Source organism: Xenophilus azovorans DSM 13620, from assembly GCF_000745855.1.
Taxonomy (GTDB): domain Bacteria; phylum Pseudomonadota; class Gammaproteobacteria; order Burkholderiales; family Burkholderiaceae_C; genus Xenophilus; species Xenophilus azovorans.
On sequence record NZ_JQKD01000004.1, the window covers coordinates 291,598 to 308,020 of the forward strand.

Here is a 16,423-nt window from a genome sequence, read left to right on the forward strand (position 1 = left end):
CGAGTTCGTCCGGTGGCTGCGCAGGATTGACCAAGCAACTTGGCCCAGGGATGCGACCGGCCGTACCATCTTGACGGCGCGCCATCGAAGCGCAGTACTCATCGGGCGACCGCAGAGGCTTGGGCCGGTCGGCAGACACCCGCTCGACCAGTGATCGGAATTGCCAAGAGATTGCGAGACGGTCGTTCTACGCCCCGCGCACCACCCCTTCGCGCACTTGACTACAGGGCAACAGGAACAAGCGAGCGATCTAGGCTTGTGCTTGCGCAACTGACGACGGGCATCTACGCGCAGGCCTGCTAGCTCTCTGGCGCTGGCCGCTAGAGGAGACTCCGTCATCCTGGTCGTGTGCTTCGTGCGCCCGAGCAAGCGAGGGCCGGCGTGCTGCGCCGACAGGTGTATCTAGCCGGATTTGCGGCCAGCCGCAGCAACGCGCTCAAGCCGCTGTACCTGGCCCTGCGGGCCAAGGGGTTTGCCAGCACTCAGGCCTTCATCATCCTCGGGCGCAAGTTGCTCAGGGGCATTCGCTATCTGGAGAGGCACCCAATTGTTCGATCCGACGCGCTTGCTGCCGAAAAATAGTTTGCAAGAACCATAGAACCTCAGACAGTTCATATTCCCTCCGGAAACGCATCCGCTTGAATCGGAAGATAGTGCCACCGCAACGCTCTTCGCGAGATTCCGGTTCGTGTCTACATTTCGAATGTGCGCGCCGAAAGCACCTCCGACATACCCAGCGCGCCATCACTCGCGGTTGCGGCCCTCGCCTCCATCGCCCCAGAATCCCCGCATGGCCTTCAACCGCTCATCACGCTCCGTTGTCAAATACAAAGATGTCGTGCCAACGGAGGCGTGCCCCAGGTTGTTCTGAACCACCTGAATCGGTACCGGCGGCCGCCCTGCCCTTCCCTGCAACGCATGCGAGCCATGCGAATGCCGCCTATGGCCCACAGTACATAGGAGGCACTGTATCCCGCACCCGCCTATGCCGAGTTGGCGCGCCCTCCCTAAGGTTTCCCAGTCAATCGCCGACGCCAGCGGGACATAGTCTTTCTCCTTCCAAGTCAACCAGTTTGGAAGGAGAACGTCATGGCACAGCCTCTCGAGCCTTCGTGGTCGTTGGCTCACCCGGTCGAAGGACCCCTGGTGGCGCGCATCAAGACCTTTACATCCCGAATGATGGAGCAGGGCTATGCTGCCTCCTCGGTTCATGTCGACACGCGCCTGATTGCTGACTTCAGTCGATGGCTCAAGGAAGTGGATGTCGCGCTACCGCAGATCACGCCAGGACACGTCGATCAGTACCTGAAGTATCGCGTCCATCATCGACGTCCACGAGAAGGCGATCTGCTGGCCCTGACCAGGCTGCTGACCTTGCTGCGCGAAGAGGGAGATATTGCGCCGGTCGAGAGCTTGCCAATCGAAGCCTCCCCCGCCGATCAACTCGTAGAGAAATTCGCCGGATACCTGCGCAAGGAGCGTTCACTCGTCCCAAATACGATTCGTGCCTATGTACCGGTCGCCAGGCGCTTTCTCGCCGAGCGATTCGGAAGCGGGGTGGCGAACCTTCGAGAGCTATCGGCCAGCGACGTCGTCGCGTTCGTGCGGCGCGTGGCAGCGAGCCACCACCCGCGCTACGCAAAAACCATGACGAGCGCGCTGCGCTCGTTTCTGCAGTTTGCCCGCTACCGCGGTGATCTCACTTCAGACCTGGCCGCGGCGATCCCCGCAGTTGCAAATTGGTCGCAAACATCGATTCCCCGCGCGATTGCGCCCGACCATGCGAGGGCGATTCTCGCCCACTGCGACATCCAGACCGCAGTTGGCCGTCGCGATCACGCGATCCTCTTGCTGCTCGCCCGCCTGGGTCTAAGAGCGTGCGAGATCTGCGAATTGAAGCTTGAAGACATGGATTGGGAGGCTGGACAGCTGCGGGTGCGCGGCAAGGGGGGCCGTGAGTGCCAGTTGCCGTTGCCAGCGGAAGTCGGCGATTCGATCGCAAGCTACCTGCAGCATGGACGTCCAAGCAGCACCGATCGCCATTTGTTCTTGCGGGCGCGAGCGCCTATTCGGGAGCTGCAACCGCCTCAGGCAATTGGCGCGATCGTGACGGCAGCGTTCGAGCGAGCAGGCATCGAGTCTTCGCGCAAGGGAGCGCATCAGTTTCGGCATGCCCTTGCCACACAGATGCTCAATCATGGAGCCTCGCTGGCGGAGATCGGCAAGGTTCTACGTCATCGCACCCTGCAGACCACCACGATCTATGCGAAGGTAGACCTGACAGCGTTGCGCGCGCTGGCGCTGCCTTGGCCGGGAGCTGCGTCATGAACCCGCTGCGCGAGGCCATGCAAGACTACCTCGCCATGCGGCGGGAGCTCGGCTTCAAGATGTATGAAGCGGGCCTGAAGCTACCTCGGTTCATTGAATTTTTGGAGCAGAGAAAGGCACCCCATATCACCGTGGCATTGGCCCTCGAATGGGCCCAGCAGCCCACGTCCGTCCTACCGGCAGAGCGGGCTAGGCGCTTGAGCTACGTGCGCGGATTTGCGCGCCATCACAAAGCCACCGATCCGCTCACGGAGATTCCGCCGTGCGGCTTGTTGCCCTACCGCCCAGGGCGGGCCAAGCCTTACTTCTACTCGCCGCAAGAAGTCGAGGGTCTGCTCGCCGCTGCACGCGGGCTTTCGCCCGCGACAGGGCTGCATCCCTGGACATACTCGTGCCTGTTCGGACTGCTCAGCGTTTCAGGCATGCGCATTGGTGAAGCACTGCGACTGAAGGTCAGCGATGTCGACCTTGACAGAGCTGTGCTGAGAATCGAGGGATCCAAATGCCGTAGGTCGCGCCTGGTGCCCATTCATGCTTCGACCGCAGTCGCACTCGCCGACTACCTGGAACGGCGTGCGCTGTTTCTCGCGGGACGACCGGCGCCCAATCTGTTCATTTCGGGCCGGGGCAATCGACTCGATGGCGCCGATGTGCACCGGATGTTCTACGCATTGTCGCGACAGCTTGGTCTTCGCGCGCTGGGCGCAAGCTGTGGCCCGCGGCTGCATGATTTTCGTCATCGATTTGCCGGCTTGACGTTGCTGCACTGGTACCAACAGGGTCAAGATGTCGAGCGACTTCTGCCGGTCTTGTCGACCTATCTGGGCCACATCCACGTTGCCAATACGTACTGGTACCTCGACGCTTGGCCCGAGTTGATGACCCAAGCAATGCAACGCCTGGAGCGCCGTTGGGGGAATGCATCATGAGTTGCAGCCCGAGCCTGGCCTCTCTCCTGGAGAGGTTCTTCCTGCAACGTCTCATGCGGCAGCGCCATGCGAGCAGTCACACGATCAGCGCGTATCGCGATACGTTTCGATTGCTGCTCCAGTTCGCTCGGCAACGCCTGCACAAGTCGCCGTCCCAGTTGGCATTCGAAGAGATCGACGCGCCATTGATCGTGGCATTCCTCGATGATCTCGAGAAGAGCCGCGGGATCACTGCCCGCACCCGCAACCTGCGGCTCACTGCAATCCGCTCGTTCTTTCACTACGCTGCGTATGAAATGCCGGAGTGCTTGGCTCAGATCCAGCGTGTGCTCGCTATTCCTGCGAAACGCTTCACGCGCGCGCTGGTTCATTTCCTCAACAGGAAGGAGGTCGATGCCTTGCTCGCCGCCCCTGATCAGCATTCTTGGTCTGGTCGTCGCGACCATGCGCTGATCCTGGTAGCTGTGCAGACCGAGCTGCGCTTGTCCGAGCTGACCGGACTCCAGCGACGCGACGTGACACTCGACACGGGTTCACATGTTCGGGTTCTTGGCAAAGGTCGCAAAGAGCGCTGCACGCCGCTGAGCAAACAGACACGCGCCGTCATGAAAGCATGGTTGGAAGAATTACCCGAGGGCGGTGCCCAGCCGATCTTCCCGAACGCCAAGGGCGGGCGTCTCAGCTCGCACGGGGTGCACTACATCCTGGCCAAGCATGCGGCGGCGGCAAACAAGCAGTGCTCCTCGTTGATGCACAAGCGAGTGACCCCCCATGTTTTGCGGCACACGACCGCGATGGACCTACTGCAGGCGGGCGTCGAGCAGTCGGTCATCGCCTTATGGCTAGGCCATGAATCGATCGAGACCACGCAAATCTACTTGGAGGCGAACCTCGCGTTGAAAGAGGAAGTCCTCGCCAAGACCACGCCGCCTGCTGGGAGGCTGGGGCGGTACAAACCGGACGACCAGCTATTGGCCTTCCTCAAGGGTCTGTAAGAACCCAACACTATGTCCCGCGCCGACATCTCGGTTCCGCTGTGCGCCCAACGGCTCTCTGTAAATAGTCGGGTGCGGGATACAGTGCCGCAGCCAATGCGTGCTCGCAGCGCGAAGCCGCTGTGCGTCTATGCCTTCTAGTCGTTCGGCCGCTGCGGTCATCAACGACTTGATCGCTTGATAAAGGCCCGACGCCGACCAGGGCAACGGAGCTTTGTCTCGGCCTGCGAAGCGCGCCAGAATGGCAATGCCACGATTTTCTTCGGCCAACACTTGGGGCTCATAGCCGTGGCGAGCGAGTTCTTCAGCTAGCTCTGTCACCAGTTCTGCAGGCACTGGGACGGCCCGCGTGCGACCGCCCTTGCCCACTACATGCAGAAGCCAGCCGGTCGCTGGCCGACCCTCTGAGGTGGACCACTCGATCTGCTCCAGGTCCTCACACTTCGCGCGCGAGATCTCGGTCAATCGCAGCCCCGTCGCATAGAGCCAGCGCACCGCGCGGCGTGCCCGCCGCCGCGTTTCGGTATTCCCTTGCTCCCGGAGGAAGGCCTCTAGGTGGTCCCACTGGCCGAAGGTCAGTGTGCGATTCGACCCCAGGGGCCGGGGCCGCAAGGTGGGTGCGGGGACTGCGCCGAATGGATTTCCAACCACATAGCCTTGACTCACGAGAAACGCAAACAGTCCCCGAAGGATGGCCGTCGATTGGCACAGTGCGGCTGACGAAAGCGCTCCTTCGAGCGGCCGCCATGTCGGCGACCAGCGCTGCGCGTGCCGCGGTCCGCACCAACTCGCGGGAGGATCGGCGAGGAACGCCCTGAAGGCGAGCGCGTCCTCCACGGTGAGCGAGGAGAGGGCCGTCTTACGCTCCAGGATTGCCCACAACAGCAGGCGCTCGGCCTCCTTGCGGTACGAGCGTTGGGTCGCCGACAGATCCTTGCCATCCGCAGTGGGCCGCTTGGACGCCAGCCAGGCTCCGATGGCCTCGTGATCGTTGCCGGCCATGAGCAGACATCGTTCCGACGGGCCTCTGTAGCGCCCAGCGCGACCGTCGAGCGCTGCGGGCAAAACGAACTTTTCGTAGGGGACGAGCGCCGTGGCCGCGGGCACGACCGCGGCCAAGGTCGCGAGCGACAGTTGGGAGCGTGGTCGCGCCACGTGTGCGCCCACGCGCAGGCCCAGCACTTCTTCGTGGGCTCGCAGCCACTCCAGTACGCGCCCCGCCTTGTGTTCGCCCACGCCGGGCACGCGCACCCACCAGCGCGCGCCGATCGCATTGACGTGGTCCACCAGGACATCGAGCGTCGACAGGCCCGCGCGCTCCAGCCGCGCGGCCAAGGCGGGATGGAGCCAAGCGCTGACGGGGTCGCCCGGCCGCGGCTCGCGCACGACCAAGTCCTGCAGCCACCGCAGCGCCTCGAGTTGATGCTTGATGAGCCGGGCCCGCCGCGAGACCTGGGCGCGGCCGGCGCGGTCACCTTGCCCCCCTGCCCTGCCCTGCCCTGGCAGCGACTTTTGCCCACTACCTGCACGCCCTGCCGGATAGGCGGCCTCATACGCCTCCAGTTGCTCCGCCTCGCTGAAGTCTTCCAGGCCCTCGGCAGCCGCGAACTCGGCCAGGCTGGGCAATGCGGGCGCTTCAGAAAACCTTCCCGGATCCAGCAGGATGAGCTTGGCGGTCCCCGGCCGGTTTTCACGCCGGGCGGCGGCCGCGAACGCATCGCGGATCCAGGCGATGGTCTTGCGGATCGTGCGCGGGTCCGCGCCCTCACCTTCCATGCGCAGGTACCGGTCCCAGCTGGCGCGCTCATCGAGCCCCTGGGCAAGCGCGCGCATGAACGCGAAGTGCCCGCGATGCAGCTGCCGCGGCGCTGTCTTTGTCTTGGTGCGCGTCAACGACGCCGCCCTCGCGGTTCCGACCAGATCATTCGTGCCGCCCAGACGGCACGACCCCCGAGCCGCCTGTCGGTTTCCCTTCAATCTGTCACTTTCGATCTTTCAATTGGCACTGATGGTCCTTTCAATGTGTCATCAGATGGCGCCCCGGCGACCTTGGGGTTCACACATCGGTTTCGTCGGGCTCCTGCTCCGCCGGAAGTTTGAAAATCCCTGCCGCGGCAGCCCGGTCGAGCAGCGAGAGGCTGATCGATTCCTTCTTCTCACGGATCGCCAACTCGGCCGCCTGAACCAGCAAGCTGGTGATCCTCCCGGTCAGACCACCGCTGAACGCCATCAGCTTCTGGATCATCTCCTTCTCGCCGAACGGCGATGGCCGGTGTAGCGGCAGGAGTCGGCCGAAACTAACCACGAACTCGCGCAGCCCGGCGCTCTCTCGCCATCTGGGCAGCGCCATCGCTTCAAAGCGCGACGCGATCTGAGGGTCCGCCTGCATCGCGTAAAGCGCCTCGCTCGTTCCCAGCGCAATGATCGGCATGCGCAACTCGTTGCTCAGGAACTTGAGCTGGTTCAGCGACTGGCGCTGTTCGCGCACGGTGCCAGCCAACAGATGGTGAACCTCGTCGACGATCATCAGTCGCGGCGGATGCCGATGTAGCAGGCGCAAGCCCAGGATCTCCAGGTCTGTGCCGCGGCGTGAGTACGGCGCTTGATGTCCCAGCCCTTGAATGATCTGTGCGTACAGCTTGTCGTCGTTTGGCCTGGACGGCATTTGCAGCCGAAGAACCTTCCTTGCTTCGACCTCGCCGTGTTCGTTGCAGATATCCGGATGGTCCCGGACGAACTTGTCGACGATCATCGTCTTGCCGATATCGCTGTCCCCATACAGCAGCATGCTGGGCATCCGCGAACACGGCGGGTGCCGCAGCAGATGCTCCATCCTCGCGAGCGCCTCGTCGCCTCGAGCGTAGGAAACCCACTTGGGCATGTACAAGCGGGTGATGCGATGCTCCTGCGCCTCGTCCAGGAAGGACCAGACTCCGTTGTGCAGATGTTCCAGGTCGTGCGCCACGTCAGTCGTCCCAGACCTCGGCCTTTGAGGGCTTCGCGGGTTGCGAGTAGTCCACCGGACCCTCTCTCGACCTTGCGTTGCCCGTCGTGGCCTGTAGTGCGTCGCGGCGGCGCTGAACGTGGCGACGTGCCGCCTTGGTCTTGGCGTTGGCTTGCTCGATCAGTTCGCGCTGCTCGCGTACCGCCTCGAACATCCGGGCTTGGGCCGGCGCATTGTCGCCCTGCTCTCTCAGCCTGGCCATGGCGGCGCGCTGCTCCCAGATCGTGATGGGCGGAAGGGTCAGGTCAGCGTACGGGACCGGAACGTAGCTGTCGTCGGGGGCCATCACGTAGATCTTGGAAAGGTTGCGCGGGTCGTAGCGCACAAGAACTGACTCACCAGGCCTGACGACCGCCGGCAGCACCGGGTCCCAGTAGCGGATGTTGAACAGGTGCAGCCCGTCGCGACGCAAGGTGCGATGCTCAAAGGGCAGGAAGCTCAAGACGAACTCCTCCGGCCGGTCCGGCAGCGCGCCAAGGCCTGAACCGGCCTGACGCAGCGCGTCCTGCCAAGCTGCGAGCGGGCTGCGTCGCAGGCCCCGGTGAACCCGCCGGTGATAGTGCTCGCAGATTTCGATGGCGAGCCAACGCTCCAGTTCGGCCATGGTCAGTGCGGACTCGGCTTCGGCAGGATAGGCGCCCTTGTCGAGCGGGTTCGACCCGGTGGTGCCGGGCAGCAAGTGGACTCGACCCATGATCGTGCCGATCAGACGTTCGATATGCCCGCCGTAGTGCGGTGTGGCGACGGGCCGCAAGATCAGGGCGATGCCATGCTCATCGCATCCCCGACGCAAAGCTGTACTCGTGAAGTCGGCGCCGTTGTCCGCATGGACTGCACGCGGCATCCCCCAGACAGGCCAGGCGCAAGTCATCGCTCTCACTCGCAGCCACGGCTCTTTGGGTAGCACCGCCTGGGCCAAGCACAGGGCCACCGAGGTCGAGGACGGCGCCTCCAGCGACACGTAGAAACCCGTTACGACCCGCGTGGCCACGTCGATGGCCAAGGTCAACCAGGGCCTCCCGATCGGCAGGCGGTGGGTCTCGTCGACAACGATCGCATCGACTCGGGTGTGGTCGATTTGCACAACCTCGAGCGCGCGGTCGACCCTGTAGGTCCCAGGCACCGGGTCGTACAGCGCCGCCGCTTCCGATGGCTGGAGGCGCGCCTGGGCCACGCGCCGCGCGTCGAGTGCGCGCACCCGAGCGAGGATGGCCTTGCGCGACGGTGGCGTCAGCCCTTCGGCTGAGCAGCGCAAGCCGACACGGCGCACAACCTCTTCCTTCCTGGCGCGCACTTTCGTGAGATAGATGTCACGAATGACTTCGCCGATCAGTTGCTCGAGCTTCTCGTCGATGCGGTGAGCCCCGACGGGCGTGCCGCGCGCGTGCGGCAGCAGTGAGGACGTCTGCGGACTGGCGCGATACGCCGCCAGCCAGCGAAAGACGGTGCGCCGCGATACACCGAGCCGTATGGCCGCGCCTGCAACCTGGTCGCCAAGGTTGGTAGCGCTCGTGAGCCCCGCAACGACAGCCTCCCGGCGCCGCGCACGCTCCCACTGGGCGTCGGTCGCGAGGGCAATAGACGAGAGCGTCGTGCCGGTGGATGCAGATAGAGAAGCCGGCGCACTCAGCTCGGACGCCGAGGTCGCTCTCAAGACGCCGTTGGCAAGGTCGCGAACGACGACGCTTCCGTCGAGCTCGACACGGACGATCGCCACCAGTCTGTCGGCAGCGACCGCAACAACGTCAGGAAGCGCTTGGAAATGACCCATCATCCGCTCGCAGGCAAGTGCGAACATAGTGACAGATTGAAGGGGTCAAATGCAAGGTAGTGCCAATTGAAAGCACCAAAACGCCGGCGGTCAGACGTTGTCGCAAAGCTCGTCTGGGAGCAACCGCTCGCCGTGAAGGCGCCGTCCATCAAGGCCCACTCGGACTTGGCGCTGACAGAATGAAAGAGCAAAAATGACAGCTTGAAGGGAAACCGACAGGCGCAACACCCGGGCAATTTGGGCGGCCCGGTCGGCGGGTGCTGATTCGCTGGTCATGGCTGCACTCGCGCGATTAGAGAGAATGGCGCTCGCACTTGCAAGAACTCAGGACACACCGTTACCGCTGTTGCCGCGCGACGACGATTCGACGCGTGTCCAAAAAACATCGAAAACGCTCGCCAGATCAATGACTTAGCCGTTCTGCCCGCTAGCGCCTTCTTGGAGCATGACTAGCGTGATCTGAGAACTCCAACAGCGGCATACCGACGCGACCGTGGTGTATTTCGGTCACCTCACCTATCGATCGGTCAGGGTCGGACTGGACGTACATTGCGCTAGGGGCTCCCCGTTCGACCGCCGACGTTGAGCGCCATTCGGTGTTTCGGGCATAGATTTGCCGCTACGCCCCTTGCATCGCACTTAGCCTCTCGTCACGCTTGGTCGCCAGGTACTTGGAGGGCGTCCCAATTTGCGCATGCCCCAGGGTTGTTTCTGCACTCCCCTGGATGGGTATCGGCGTCTGCCCTTCCCGAACCTGCAGCGCATCTGAGCCACGCGAATGCCGCAGCCAGTGCGTGCTGGCTTTCTTAAGCTGCTGCGCATCGACTTCGTTTAAGCCTTCGGCCACGCGCGCTAGGAACGCCTTGATTGCCTGAGAAAGCCCGGAAGCGGACCAACTCGCCGGCCACTCGAGTTCGGCGTTGAAGCGCGCCATCACGTAGATGCCCCGGTTGCTAACAGCATCGACTTGGCGCGCGAAGCCGTGGCGCGCCAGCTCGTCGCCTAATTCGTCCACAAGCTTCGCAGGCACGGGAACCTGACGCTTTCCCCCACCCTTCCCCACTACATGCAACATCCAGTCAGTCGCTGCTTCGCCATCGGCTATGCGGTAGTCGATCGGCTCCAGATCCTCGCACTTCACGTTTGTGATCTCCGCCAAGCGCAGCCCAGTCGCGTGGAGCCATCGCACGGCGCGCCGCAAGCGGCGACCGGTTTCGGTATCGGCGTGCTCCTGCAGCTGCGCATCGATGTGATTCCATTGTGCAAAGCTCAAGGTTCTATTGGAGCGGAGCGGCCGCTGCGGATTCGTCGGCAGTGCCACGGCTGCGAACGGATTTCCCATCAGATAGCCCTGGCTCGTCAGGAAGGCAAACAAGCTCTTCAAGATGATCTGGGACTGCCGCAGCGCCGCCGGCTTCAACGGCCCCTCGAGGGGCCGCCACATCGGCGACCAGCGTTGGTGATGCCGGGGTCCGCGCCACATCGGAGGCGGATCGGCGAGGAAGCTGCGGTACGCGATGACGTCTTCCTCCGCCAGCGAAGACAAAGCTTTCTTGCGTTCCAGGATCGACCACAGCAGAAGGCGCTCGGCTTCCTTGCGGTACGAGCGCTGGGTCGACGACAGATCGCCCTCGGCACCGCCCGAACGCTGCGCGGCGAGCCACGCGCCAATGGCTTGGTGATCATTTGCGGCCGTCAAGAGGCACTTTTGGCGCGGCGCGCGGAATCGCCCCGCGCTGCCGTCCAGCTCAGGTGGCAGCAGGAACTTCTCGTAAGGTCGGAGGGCGCTGGCCGCCGGCACCACAGCGGCCAGCGCGGTCCGTGTCAGTTGGGCACGCGGCCGCGCGACGTGCGGACCGACGCGCAGGCCGAGCACTTGCTCGTTGGCGTGAAGCCAGTCCAGGATCCGGGCGGCCTTGAGTTCGCCCACGCCGGGCACCCGGACCCACCAGCGCGCTCCGATGCCGTTGACGCGGTCGACTAGGTCGACAAGCGTCGGCACTCCGGCGCGCTCAAGCCGGGCGGCGAGCGATGGGTTGAGCCAGGCCGCCACACTGTCACTGGGCCGCGGATCCTGCACCACCAGGCCCTCGAGCCATCGCAGCGCTTGCAGCTGGTGGTCGATGACGCGGGCGCGACGCGACGGCCGTGCACCGCTCCGCCCTCCTCGGCCACCCGTCGGGTAAGCCGCCTCATAGGCCTCAATTTGCTCGGCTTCGGAGAAGTCCTCCAGGCCCTGGGCGGCCGCGAACTCGGCCAAGCTCGGCAGCGTCGGCGCCGACGCGAAGCGATCGGGATCGAGCAGGATCAGCCGCGCAGTACCCGGCTTGTGCTCGCGCTTGGCGGCCGCCGCAAACTCGTCGCGTATCCAGGCAATCGTGCGTCGCACGGTTCTCAGGTCGGTGTGCTCGCCTTCGAGCCGCAGGTACCGGTCCCAGCTCGCGCGCTCGTCCAGGCCCTGGGCCAGCGCCCGCATGAAGGCGAAATGACCGCGGTGCAGCTTTCGGTCCTGCCGCAGCTTGCCCTTCTTTGGGTTTGCAGGCGCGCCGTGATGCTTGGTCACCAGAACTTCCACCACGGGTTGCGCGGCGCGACAGGCTCCAGGGGCTCGAGTTGCTGCAGCTGACTCTGGCGCAGGCGCCTCCGCCGTTCGACTTCGAAAGCGTGGGCTACGCCGAACGCCCGCCGGTCGCCACGCAGCGCCTGCGCGCGCCAACCGACGGCGAGCTGCTCGAGGCGCTCGTCATCGAGGCTTGCGATCTGGGACGGCGTCGGCGGAGTAGTCATGCTCGCGATGAAGATAGCCGATTAAAAGCTGGACGGTACTGGCGCAACGAGTTACTGCATGCCTTCCCCTTTCACGGCCAGCGGATTGGTTGCCGTTCGCCCAGATGGGTTGGCCGCATAATCATCAATTGGATTTTGCCCGGTTGCGCAGCGCCATTTGTGAAATCATCTTTCTAAGTCTTTGATGGCGTTGAAGTTTTTTACATGCTTAGACGTCTGCACCGCTCCTTTGCTCGCTCGGCCTTCGCTCACTGTTCAGCCGATGGAGTAAGCACCCACTTCAAACAAGCGACGCAATCCGTCCTGGGCGCACGCGCCCCTCAGGCTTTGCTGCCCACGAAGGTGTCGATCATCTTGGTCAGCTTCCGACGTTGAGCATCACCCATCGGGTGGTCAAAGGATAGGGTCGCCCTCCCCTTCCGGTCCACGACGAGTGACGCAATGCGTTTGCCATCGTCATCTTTCCATTCAGTCGTGGATCCTGGCGCTTGCCTCTGGGTCCCCCCCTGCGTGGTGAGTTCGGAGAAGACCTCTGCTGGCGAAGGCGGCGGCACGCGGGCCGCAAGTTCACGCGATGCGGCAAGCAAACCTTCGGGATCGCGCTGATGCGCATCCTTGAGCGGTGTGGCCCAACGGAACTGGAGGTTCAAGGGCGAGCCGAAAGCGCGGACGACGTCGCCCGGCAATTTGGCCAAGGCCATCGCCTTGCTGATGTTGCCCATGTCCCGGTCGATCGCGGCGGCCAGCTGCTTGGCAGAAGGGAAAAGGCCCTGCTCCAGCGCACGCATGTACATGACGCCCTGCTCCCAGGCAGACAGGTCCTCGCGCTCGCGATTCTCGCGCTCCATCTCGACAAAGAGTTCAGCGTCCCTCATGTCCGGTTGCACGAGCGCCAGCACCGGAAGGCCCAGTTCCAGGCACGCCTGATGCCGACGATGACCGAAGACGATCTCGAAGCTCGGCGATCCTGCGGTCGCACCTTCGATCGGGCGCACCTTGATCGGCTGAACATTGCCGCCTGCACTCGCGATTTCCTCTTTCAAACTAGTGAAAGCTTGCGTCTTGAAGTGCGACATATCCCGGTTGGCCCAACTGGAGGCCTTGATCAGCTTCGGATCGATACGCCGCGTCGCTTGCGCGCCGTCGAATTCGCCCAGGCGCTCGCGAAGGCGCACTACCTCACGATGCACTTCGGACTGTTCTGTCATGAAGGCCAACATGGAGCCTGGTCCGGTCTTGGGCGCCGCGGATACCGCACCCTGTTCGTTGGGCACGGTGGGCGCGATGGTGGCGGGCGCTTCGGAAAGCTTTGCGCCCTCCTCGGCAGCCTCCGACCCTGATGTGCCGTCCCGCCGATGCTGGCTTGGGATGGAGAGATTTGCCGTGACGCTGAACGCGCGCTTCACCAGGTCCTTGTTTGCCATTGCCTATTTCCTTGTTCAGTTCTGTCCAGCGCGCTGCGCCGCGTTGCGAGTGGGAGAAATTGCCTGCAGCCGGTGCCAGGCATGTGGTCTCCTCGCGGTACCCCGCCGCTGCACAACGAGCATCTGAGACTCGGTGCAACATTGGACCAGGGGTTTGTACCGTACAAACCCCTTGAGGCAACTCGCGCTTGGGAAGCTGGTTGGGGTCGTTTCATGTACATCCCGGCCCGCCCTAGGCCTCCACCCGTAGGGGGTTTGTACCGTACAAACCCCCTGCCTGGGCCGGCAACTGCCTTGCCCAGGCATTGCGAATCGAGACCTCGATGTGCTGTACAAAGAGGTCATAGGCGTCCCGGGCACGCTTGTACGTCTTGTCCTTGCCATCCCCCGCCTCGCTGTCATAGACGGTCCCGAACCCGGAAGACTTTTGGGAGGCGATCGACGTGCGCGGGATCTCCAATGGCAACACCTTCTCCTTGTAGGTGGCGCCAATCCATTCCCGCACGGCATCCGCTGTGGTCGACGCACCGCGACCGGCCTTGGGCGGTACACGCGACAGGAGAATATTGATGAAATCGAAGTTCTTGGTCTGTCCGCGGCCTTCCAGCATTGTCTGGGTCAGGTCGGAGAACAGGGACCAGAACTGGGTGGAAGAGGCGAAGTCCAGCGTCTCAGGAGGTAGCGGCATGATGATGCCGTTGGCCGCCATCAGCGCGTTGATCGTCAGGTAGGACAGGGCAGGTGGGCTGTCGATGATGATGACGTCGTAATCCGCCCGCACGTCATCGATCCCGAGATCCAGGACCCTGTAGAACTCGAAGCCCGACAATCCCTCCTTGCCCTGCCTGGAAGGCAGCATGAACTCCGCGTCGAACAGCGAGCTCGCGGCTGGCACCAGGTCCAGTCCGTCCCAGTATGTGCTTCGGATCATCGGCCGCACGGTCATGGATGAGCCATCGGCCAGCGACATGATCGTGTCCTTGGCGCTGATCTCGACATCGGGGAGGATGCCGAAGAGGGTGGTCAGCGAGGCCTGAGGATCGGTGTCGATCACGAGTACCTTGTGGCCCAGCAACGTCAGCCCCTGGGCCAGCGTCATGGCCGTGGTGGTCTTCGTGGTGCCCCCTTTGAAGTTCGCGATGGAGATCGTGATCGCTTCCGCGCCTTCGGGGCGTAGCATCTCCTTGCGGTAATCCCGCACCCACTGGCGCGTTTCGGCCAAGGTGAACAGCCTTTTGCGCCCGTTGGACACCAATGTTCCCGAAGGCATATCCTTACGGCTCGCGACACGGTGGGCGAACGAACCCCGCGAGGTGGCCTCGCATAGGGTGGCCACCTGGTCGGCGCTGAAGGACGGCGCGGCCTTGCGAACCATCGGCGCCAACATCGCCGAGCGGATGCTCGACAACATGGCTGCCGCGTCCTCGGCCTGCTGGTGCACGCTGGCCAGCGTGATTTGGGGTCGAATTTCCATCATTGAACGAGTTGGTGATTGACGGCGCGATTGTGCGTGTTAGACGTGTTTTGCGCAAACGGGCGAAGTTTCGTCCAATCCTTCCATCCTCTTTCCTGAAAAAGCTCCAGAAGTCCGGCGTTGGGCTTTTTAGAGGTCAAATACCTTTAAGCCCTTTAATCCTTTACAAAGAATATATTCAATGAAATCAATAAGTTAGGAGTTGTTTTGGAGGCTTATCGGTGAAGACTGGAGGTTTTCCAGTCGACGCCAGAGTGGATACGGTGGGATGCGGAGCACGTTCAGGCCGCAGGGAGAGTGGATACGGTAAAGCGGAAATTCCGGCAGTGGACCCGGCTTCCAGACCCAGTCTTGTCCTGTGAAGCCGCCAAACCGGAGCCTTTACAGTGAGCCAGGGCGCCTGAGGCTCAGCGGGGCCCGCGCTGAAAGCGGAGCTTTTACGGTAACCCATATGTGGAAAGCGCGATTGCGACAAGTGAATCGACGTTTCACATGAAGCCCGCACTGCGCTACAGTCGCGCCATGGTCACAGGAGCAAGCCGAGAAGTTTCGACGCCCGCGCGCGGGCCGGTGCCATTGCTCAAGCCCGTGTTCTCGCTGGCGCTGGTGCCTCAGAACAACAAGATCACCGCGTTGGGTCGCAGAACGTGGAATGTATTGCTTCATATCGCACAGAACCAGGGACTGGAGCGGGAAACGTTTCGCGCCGCATTGACCGACATCGTCAAAGGCCTGGACTACAACAGCGGGGACATGAAGATCATCAAGACGCACCTGCGTTCGATGATCACCACGCTGGTGGAGTGGCAGTCACCCACTGCAGGCGAGTGGCAAACGTGGGATGTGTGCGGCATGCTCTCGCATGCGAGGCTCACCAAGGAACGCGGACAGGTCTGGGTCGAATGGTCGTATGCGGTGAACATGCGCAACGAACTGCTGGATCCTGAAATCTTTGCAAAGCTGTCGCTGGAAGTCATCTCGCAGCTGGGCTCCCATCCCGCGGTGGCGCTCTACGAGATCTGTTCCCGCTACCTGGGTGTCGGGCAGACGGCACGCAAGCCATGGACCTGGTGGCGGCCCGTGTTGCTGGGGCGGCCCGACGATGAACGTCTGCAGCGCCTCGAGTACCGCATCTTCAAGCGCGATACCCTGCGGCCCGCGCTCGCCGAAATCAATGCCCTGGCGGACATCGAGATCGAGATGCTCGAGTTCAAGGCGGGGCGGTTTGTGTCAGATCTTCAGTTCACCGTACGCAAGAAGCCTCAGCGGGTTCTGGCGCTGCAGCAACGCTCGGCCGCCGAGCCGGTCGATGTCGCCGTGCTGGCGAGCGCCGAGAGGCTGGGCATTGACCACACCCGGATCGAGCGGCTGATCGAGGAGTTCGGCGACGCGGCCGTCGCCACCGCGATCGAGGCGGTCGAGAAACGCGCGGCCACCGCCTTTCCGGAGCCGCTTCGCGATCCGCTCCGCTACTTGAAAAGCGTGCTGCCAGGCCATCTGGCGGCGCAGGAAGAGGCGAGCGAGAAGGCCGTGGCGGCCAAGGAGCCGGAAGTCGTGCGCGTGGCACCGAGCGACAGGCTGGCTCAATGGGAGAAGAAATGGCTTGCGGAACGCATCGAACTGTTGGCTGCCGAACTGGCAGCACTGCCTTCCGAACGTCAGGCCGAGCTGGTGCAAGGACTCCAGGAGGATCTGGTGCGTCGAAATGCGC

The 16,423-nt window shown here is 63.2% G+C and carries 12 protein-coding genes; 5 read left to right on the forward strand and 7 right to left on the reverse strand.

The features are described from left to right. Positions 1 to 381 precede the first annotated feature (381 nt). The 4 genes from Q392_RS02795 (at position 382) to Q392_RS02800 (ending at position 4,252) form a co-directional block, all read left to right on the forward strand. Positions 382 to 582, forward strand: a complete 201-nt coding sequence (locus Q392_RS02795) for a hypothetical protein (RefSeq protein ID WP_057591426.1) — start codon at positions 382 to 384, stop codon at positions 580 to 582. 507 nt (positions 583 to 1,089) lie between these two features. Further along, complete coding sequence (locus tag Q392_RS31665) at positions 1,090 to 2,328, forward strand: site-specific integrase (protein ID WP_057591425.1); 1,239 nt, start codon at positions 1,090 to 1,092, stop codon at positions 2,326 to 2,328. After that, entirely contained in the window at positions 2,325 to 3,257 is a 933-nt protein-coding gene (locus tag Q392_RS31670; protein ID WP_057591424.1) for a tyrosine-type recombinase/integrase, read from the forward strand. Before Q392_RS31665 ends, Q392_RS31670 begins: the two co-directional genes overlap by 4 nt. After that, positions 3,254 to 4,252 (forward strand): site-specific integrase, encoded by a 999-nt coding sequence (locus Q392_RS02800; RefSeq protein WP_038200971.1) that lies wholly within the window; start codon positions 3,254 to 3,256, stop codon positions 4,250 to 4,252. The genes Q392_RS31670 and Q392_RS02800 overlap by 4 nt, the downstream gene beginning before the upstream one ends. Here Q392_RS02800 and Q392_RS02805 read toward each other — a convergent pair. From Q392_RS02805 to Q392_RS02835, 7 genes are all read right to left on the reverse strand, one after another. Next, the gene (locus tag Q392_RS02805) at positions 4,226 to 6,145 is read right to left on the reverse strand and encodes a phage integrase family protein (protein WP_051952787.1); all 1,920 of its coding nucleotides are present in this window, start codon (positions 6,143 to 6,145) and stop codon (positions 4,226 to 4,228) included. The two genes, Q392_RS02800 and Q392_RS02805, sit on opposite strands and share 27 nt — an antisense overlap. A 163-nt stretch (positions 6,146 to 6,308) precedes the next feature. Beyond that, positions 6,309 to 7,217 (reverse strand): TniB family NTP-binding protein, encoded by a 909-nt coding sequence (locus Q392_RS02810; RefSeq protein ID WP_051952789.1) that lies wholly within the window; start codon positions 7,215 to 7,217, stop codon positions 6,309 to 6,311. Position 7,218: 1 nt separating this feature from the next. Then, positions 7,219 to 9,054: a Mu transposase C-terminal domain-containing protein gene (locus Q392_RS02815; RefSeq protein ID WP_051952791.1), complete on the reverse strand. Its 1,836-nt coding sequence runs from the start codon at positions 9,052 to 9,054 to the stop codon at positions 7,219 to 7,221. Positions 9,055 to 9,646: 592 nt separating this feature from the next. After that, a complete protein-coding gene (locus Q392_RS02820; RefSeq protein WP_245610625.1) occupies positions 9,647 to 11,590 on the reverse strand; it encodes a site-specific integrase in 1,944 nt (647 codons plus the stop codon). Next, positions 11,587 to 11,814, reverse strand: coding sequence for a hypothetical protein (locus tag Q392_RS02825; RefSeq protein WP_038200976.1), 228 nt, complete (start codon positions 11,812 to 11,814; stop codon positions 11,587 to 11,589). The genes Q392_RS02820 and Q392_RS02825 overlap by 4 nt, the downstream gene beginning before the upstream one ends. 320 nt (positions 11,815 to 12,134) lie before the next feature. Continuing rightward, entirely contained in the window at positions 12,135 to 13,238 is a 1,104-nt protein-coding gene (locus Q392_RS02830) for a ParB/RepB/Spo0J family partition protein (RefSeq protein ID WP_051952795.1), read from the reverse strand. A gap of 232 nt (positions 13,239 to 13,470) precedes the next feature. Next, positions 13,471 to 14,715 (reverse strand): AAA family ATPase, encoded by a 1,245-nt coding sequence (locus tag Q392_RS02835; RefSeq protein ID WP_245610626.1) that lies wholly within the window; start codon positions 14,713 to 14,715, stop codon positions 13,471 to 13,473. Positions 14,716 to 15,204: 489 nt separating this feature from the next. On the opposite strand from Q392_RS02835, the gene Q392_RS31170 reads away from it, so the two are divergent. Continuing rightward, positions 15,205 to 16,423 (forward strand): replication initiation protein (locus Q392_RS31170; RefSeq protein ID WP_157007723.1); only part of this gene is annotated, 1,219 nt, incomplete at its 3' end.

Coding starts and splice junctions, on each gene's coding strand:
- Q392_RS31665 (WP_057591425.1), top strand. CDS start 1,090: ATGGCACAGCCTCTCGAGCCTTCGTGGTCGTTGGCTCACCCGGTCGAA.
- Q392_RS31670 (WP_057591424.1), top strand. CDS start 2,325: ATGAACCCGCTGCGCGAGGCCATGCAAGACTACCTCGCCATGCGGCGG.
- Q392_RS02800 (WP_038200971.1), top strand. CDS start 3,254: ATGAGTTGCAGCCCGAGCCTGGCCTCTCTCCTGGAGAGGTTCTTCCTG.
- Q392_RS02815 (WP_051952791.1), bottom strand. CDS start 9,054: ATGTTCGCACTTGCCTGCGAGCGGATGATGGGTCATTTCCAAGCGCTT.
- Q392_RS02825 (WP_038200976.1), bottom strand. CDS start 11,814: ATGACTACTCCGCCGACGCCGTCCCAGATCGCAAGCCTCGATGACGAG.
- Q392_RS02830 (WP_051952795.1), bottom strand. CDS start 13,238: ATGGCAAACAAGGACCTGGTGAAGCGCGCGTTCAGCGTCACGGCAAAT.
- Q392_RS02835 (WP_245610626.1), bottom strand. CDS start 14,715: ATGATGGAAATTCGACCCCAAATCACGCTGGCCAGCGTGCACCAGCAG.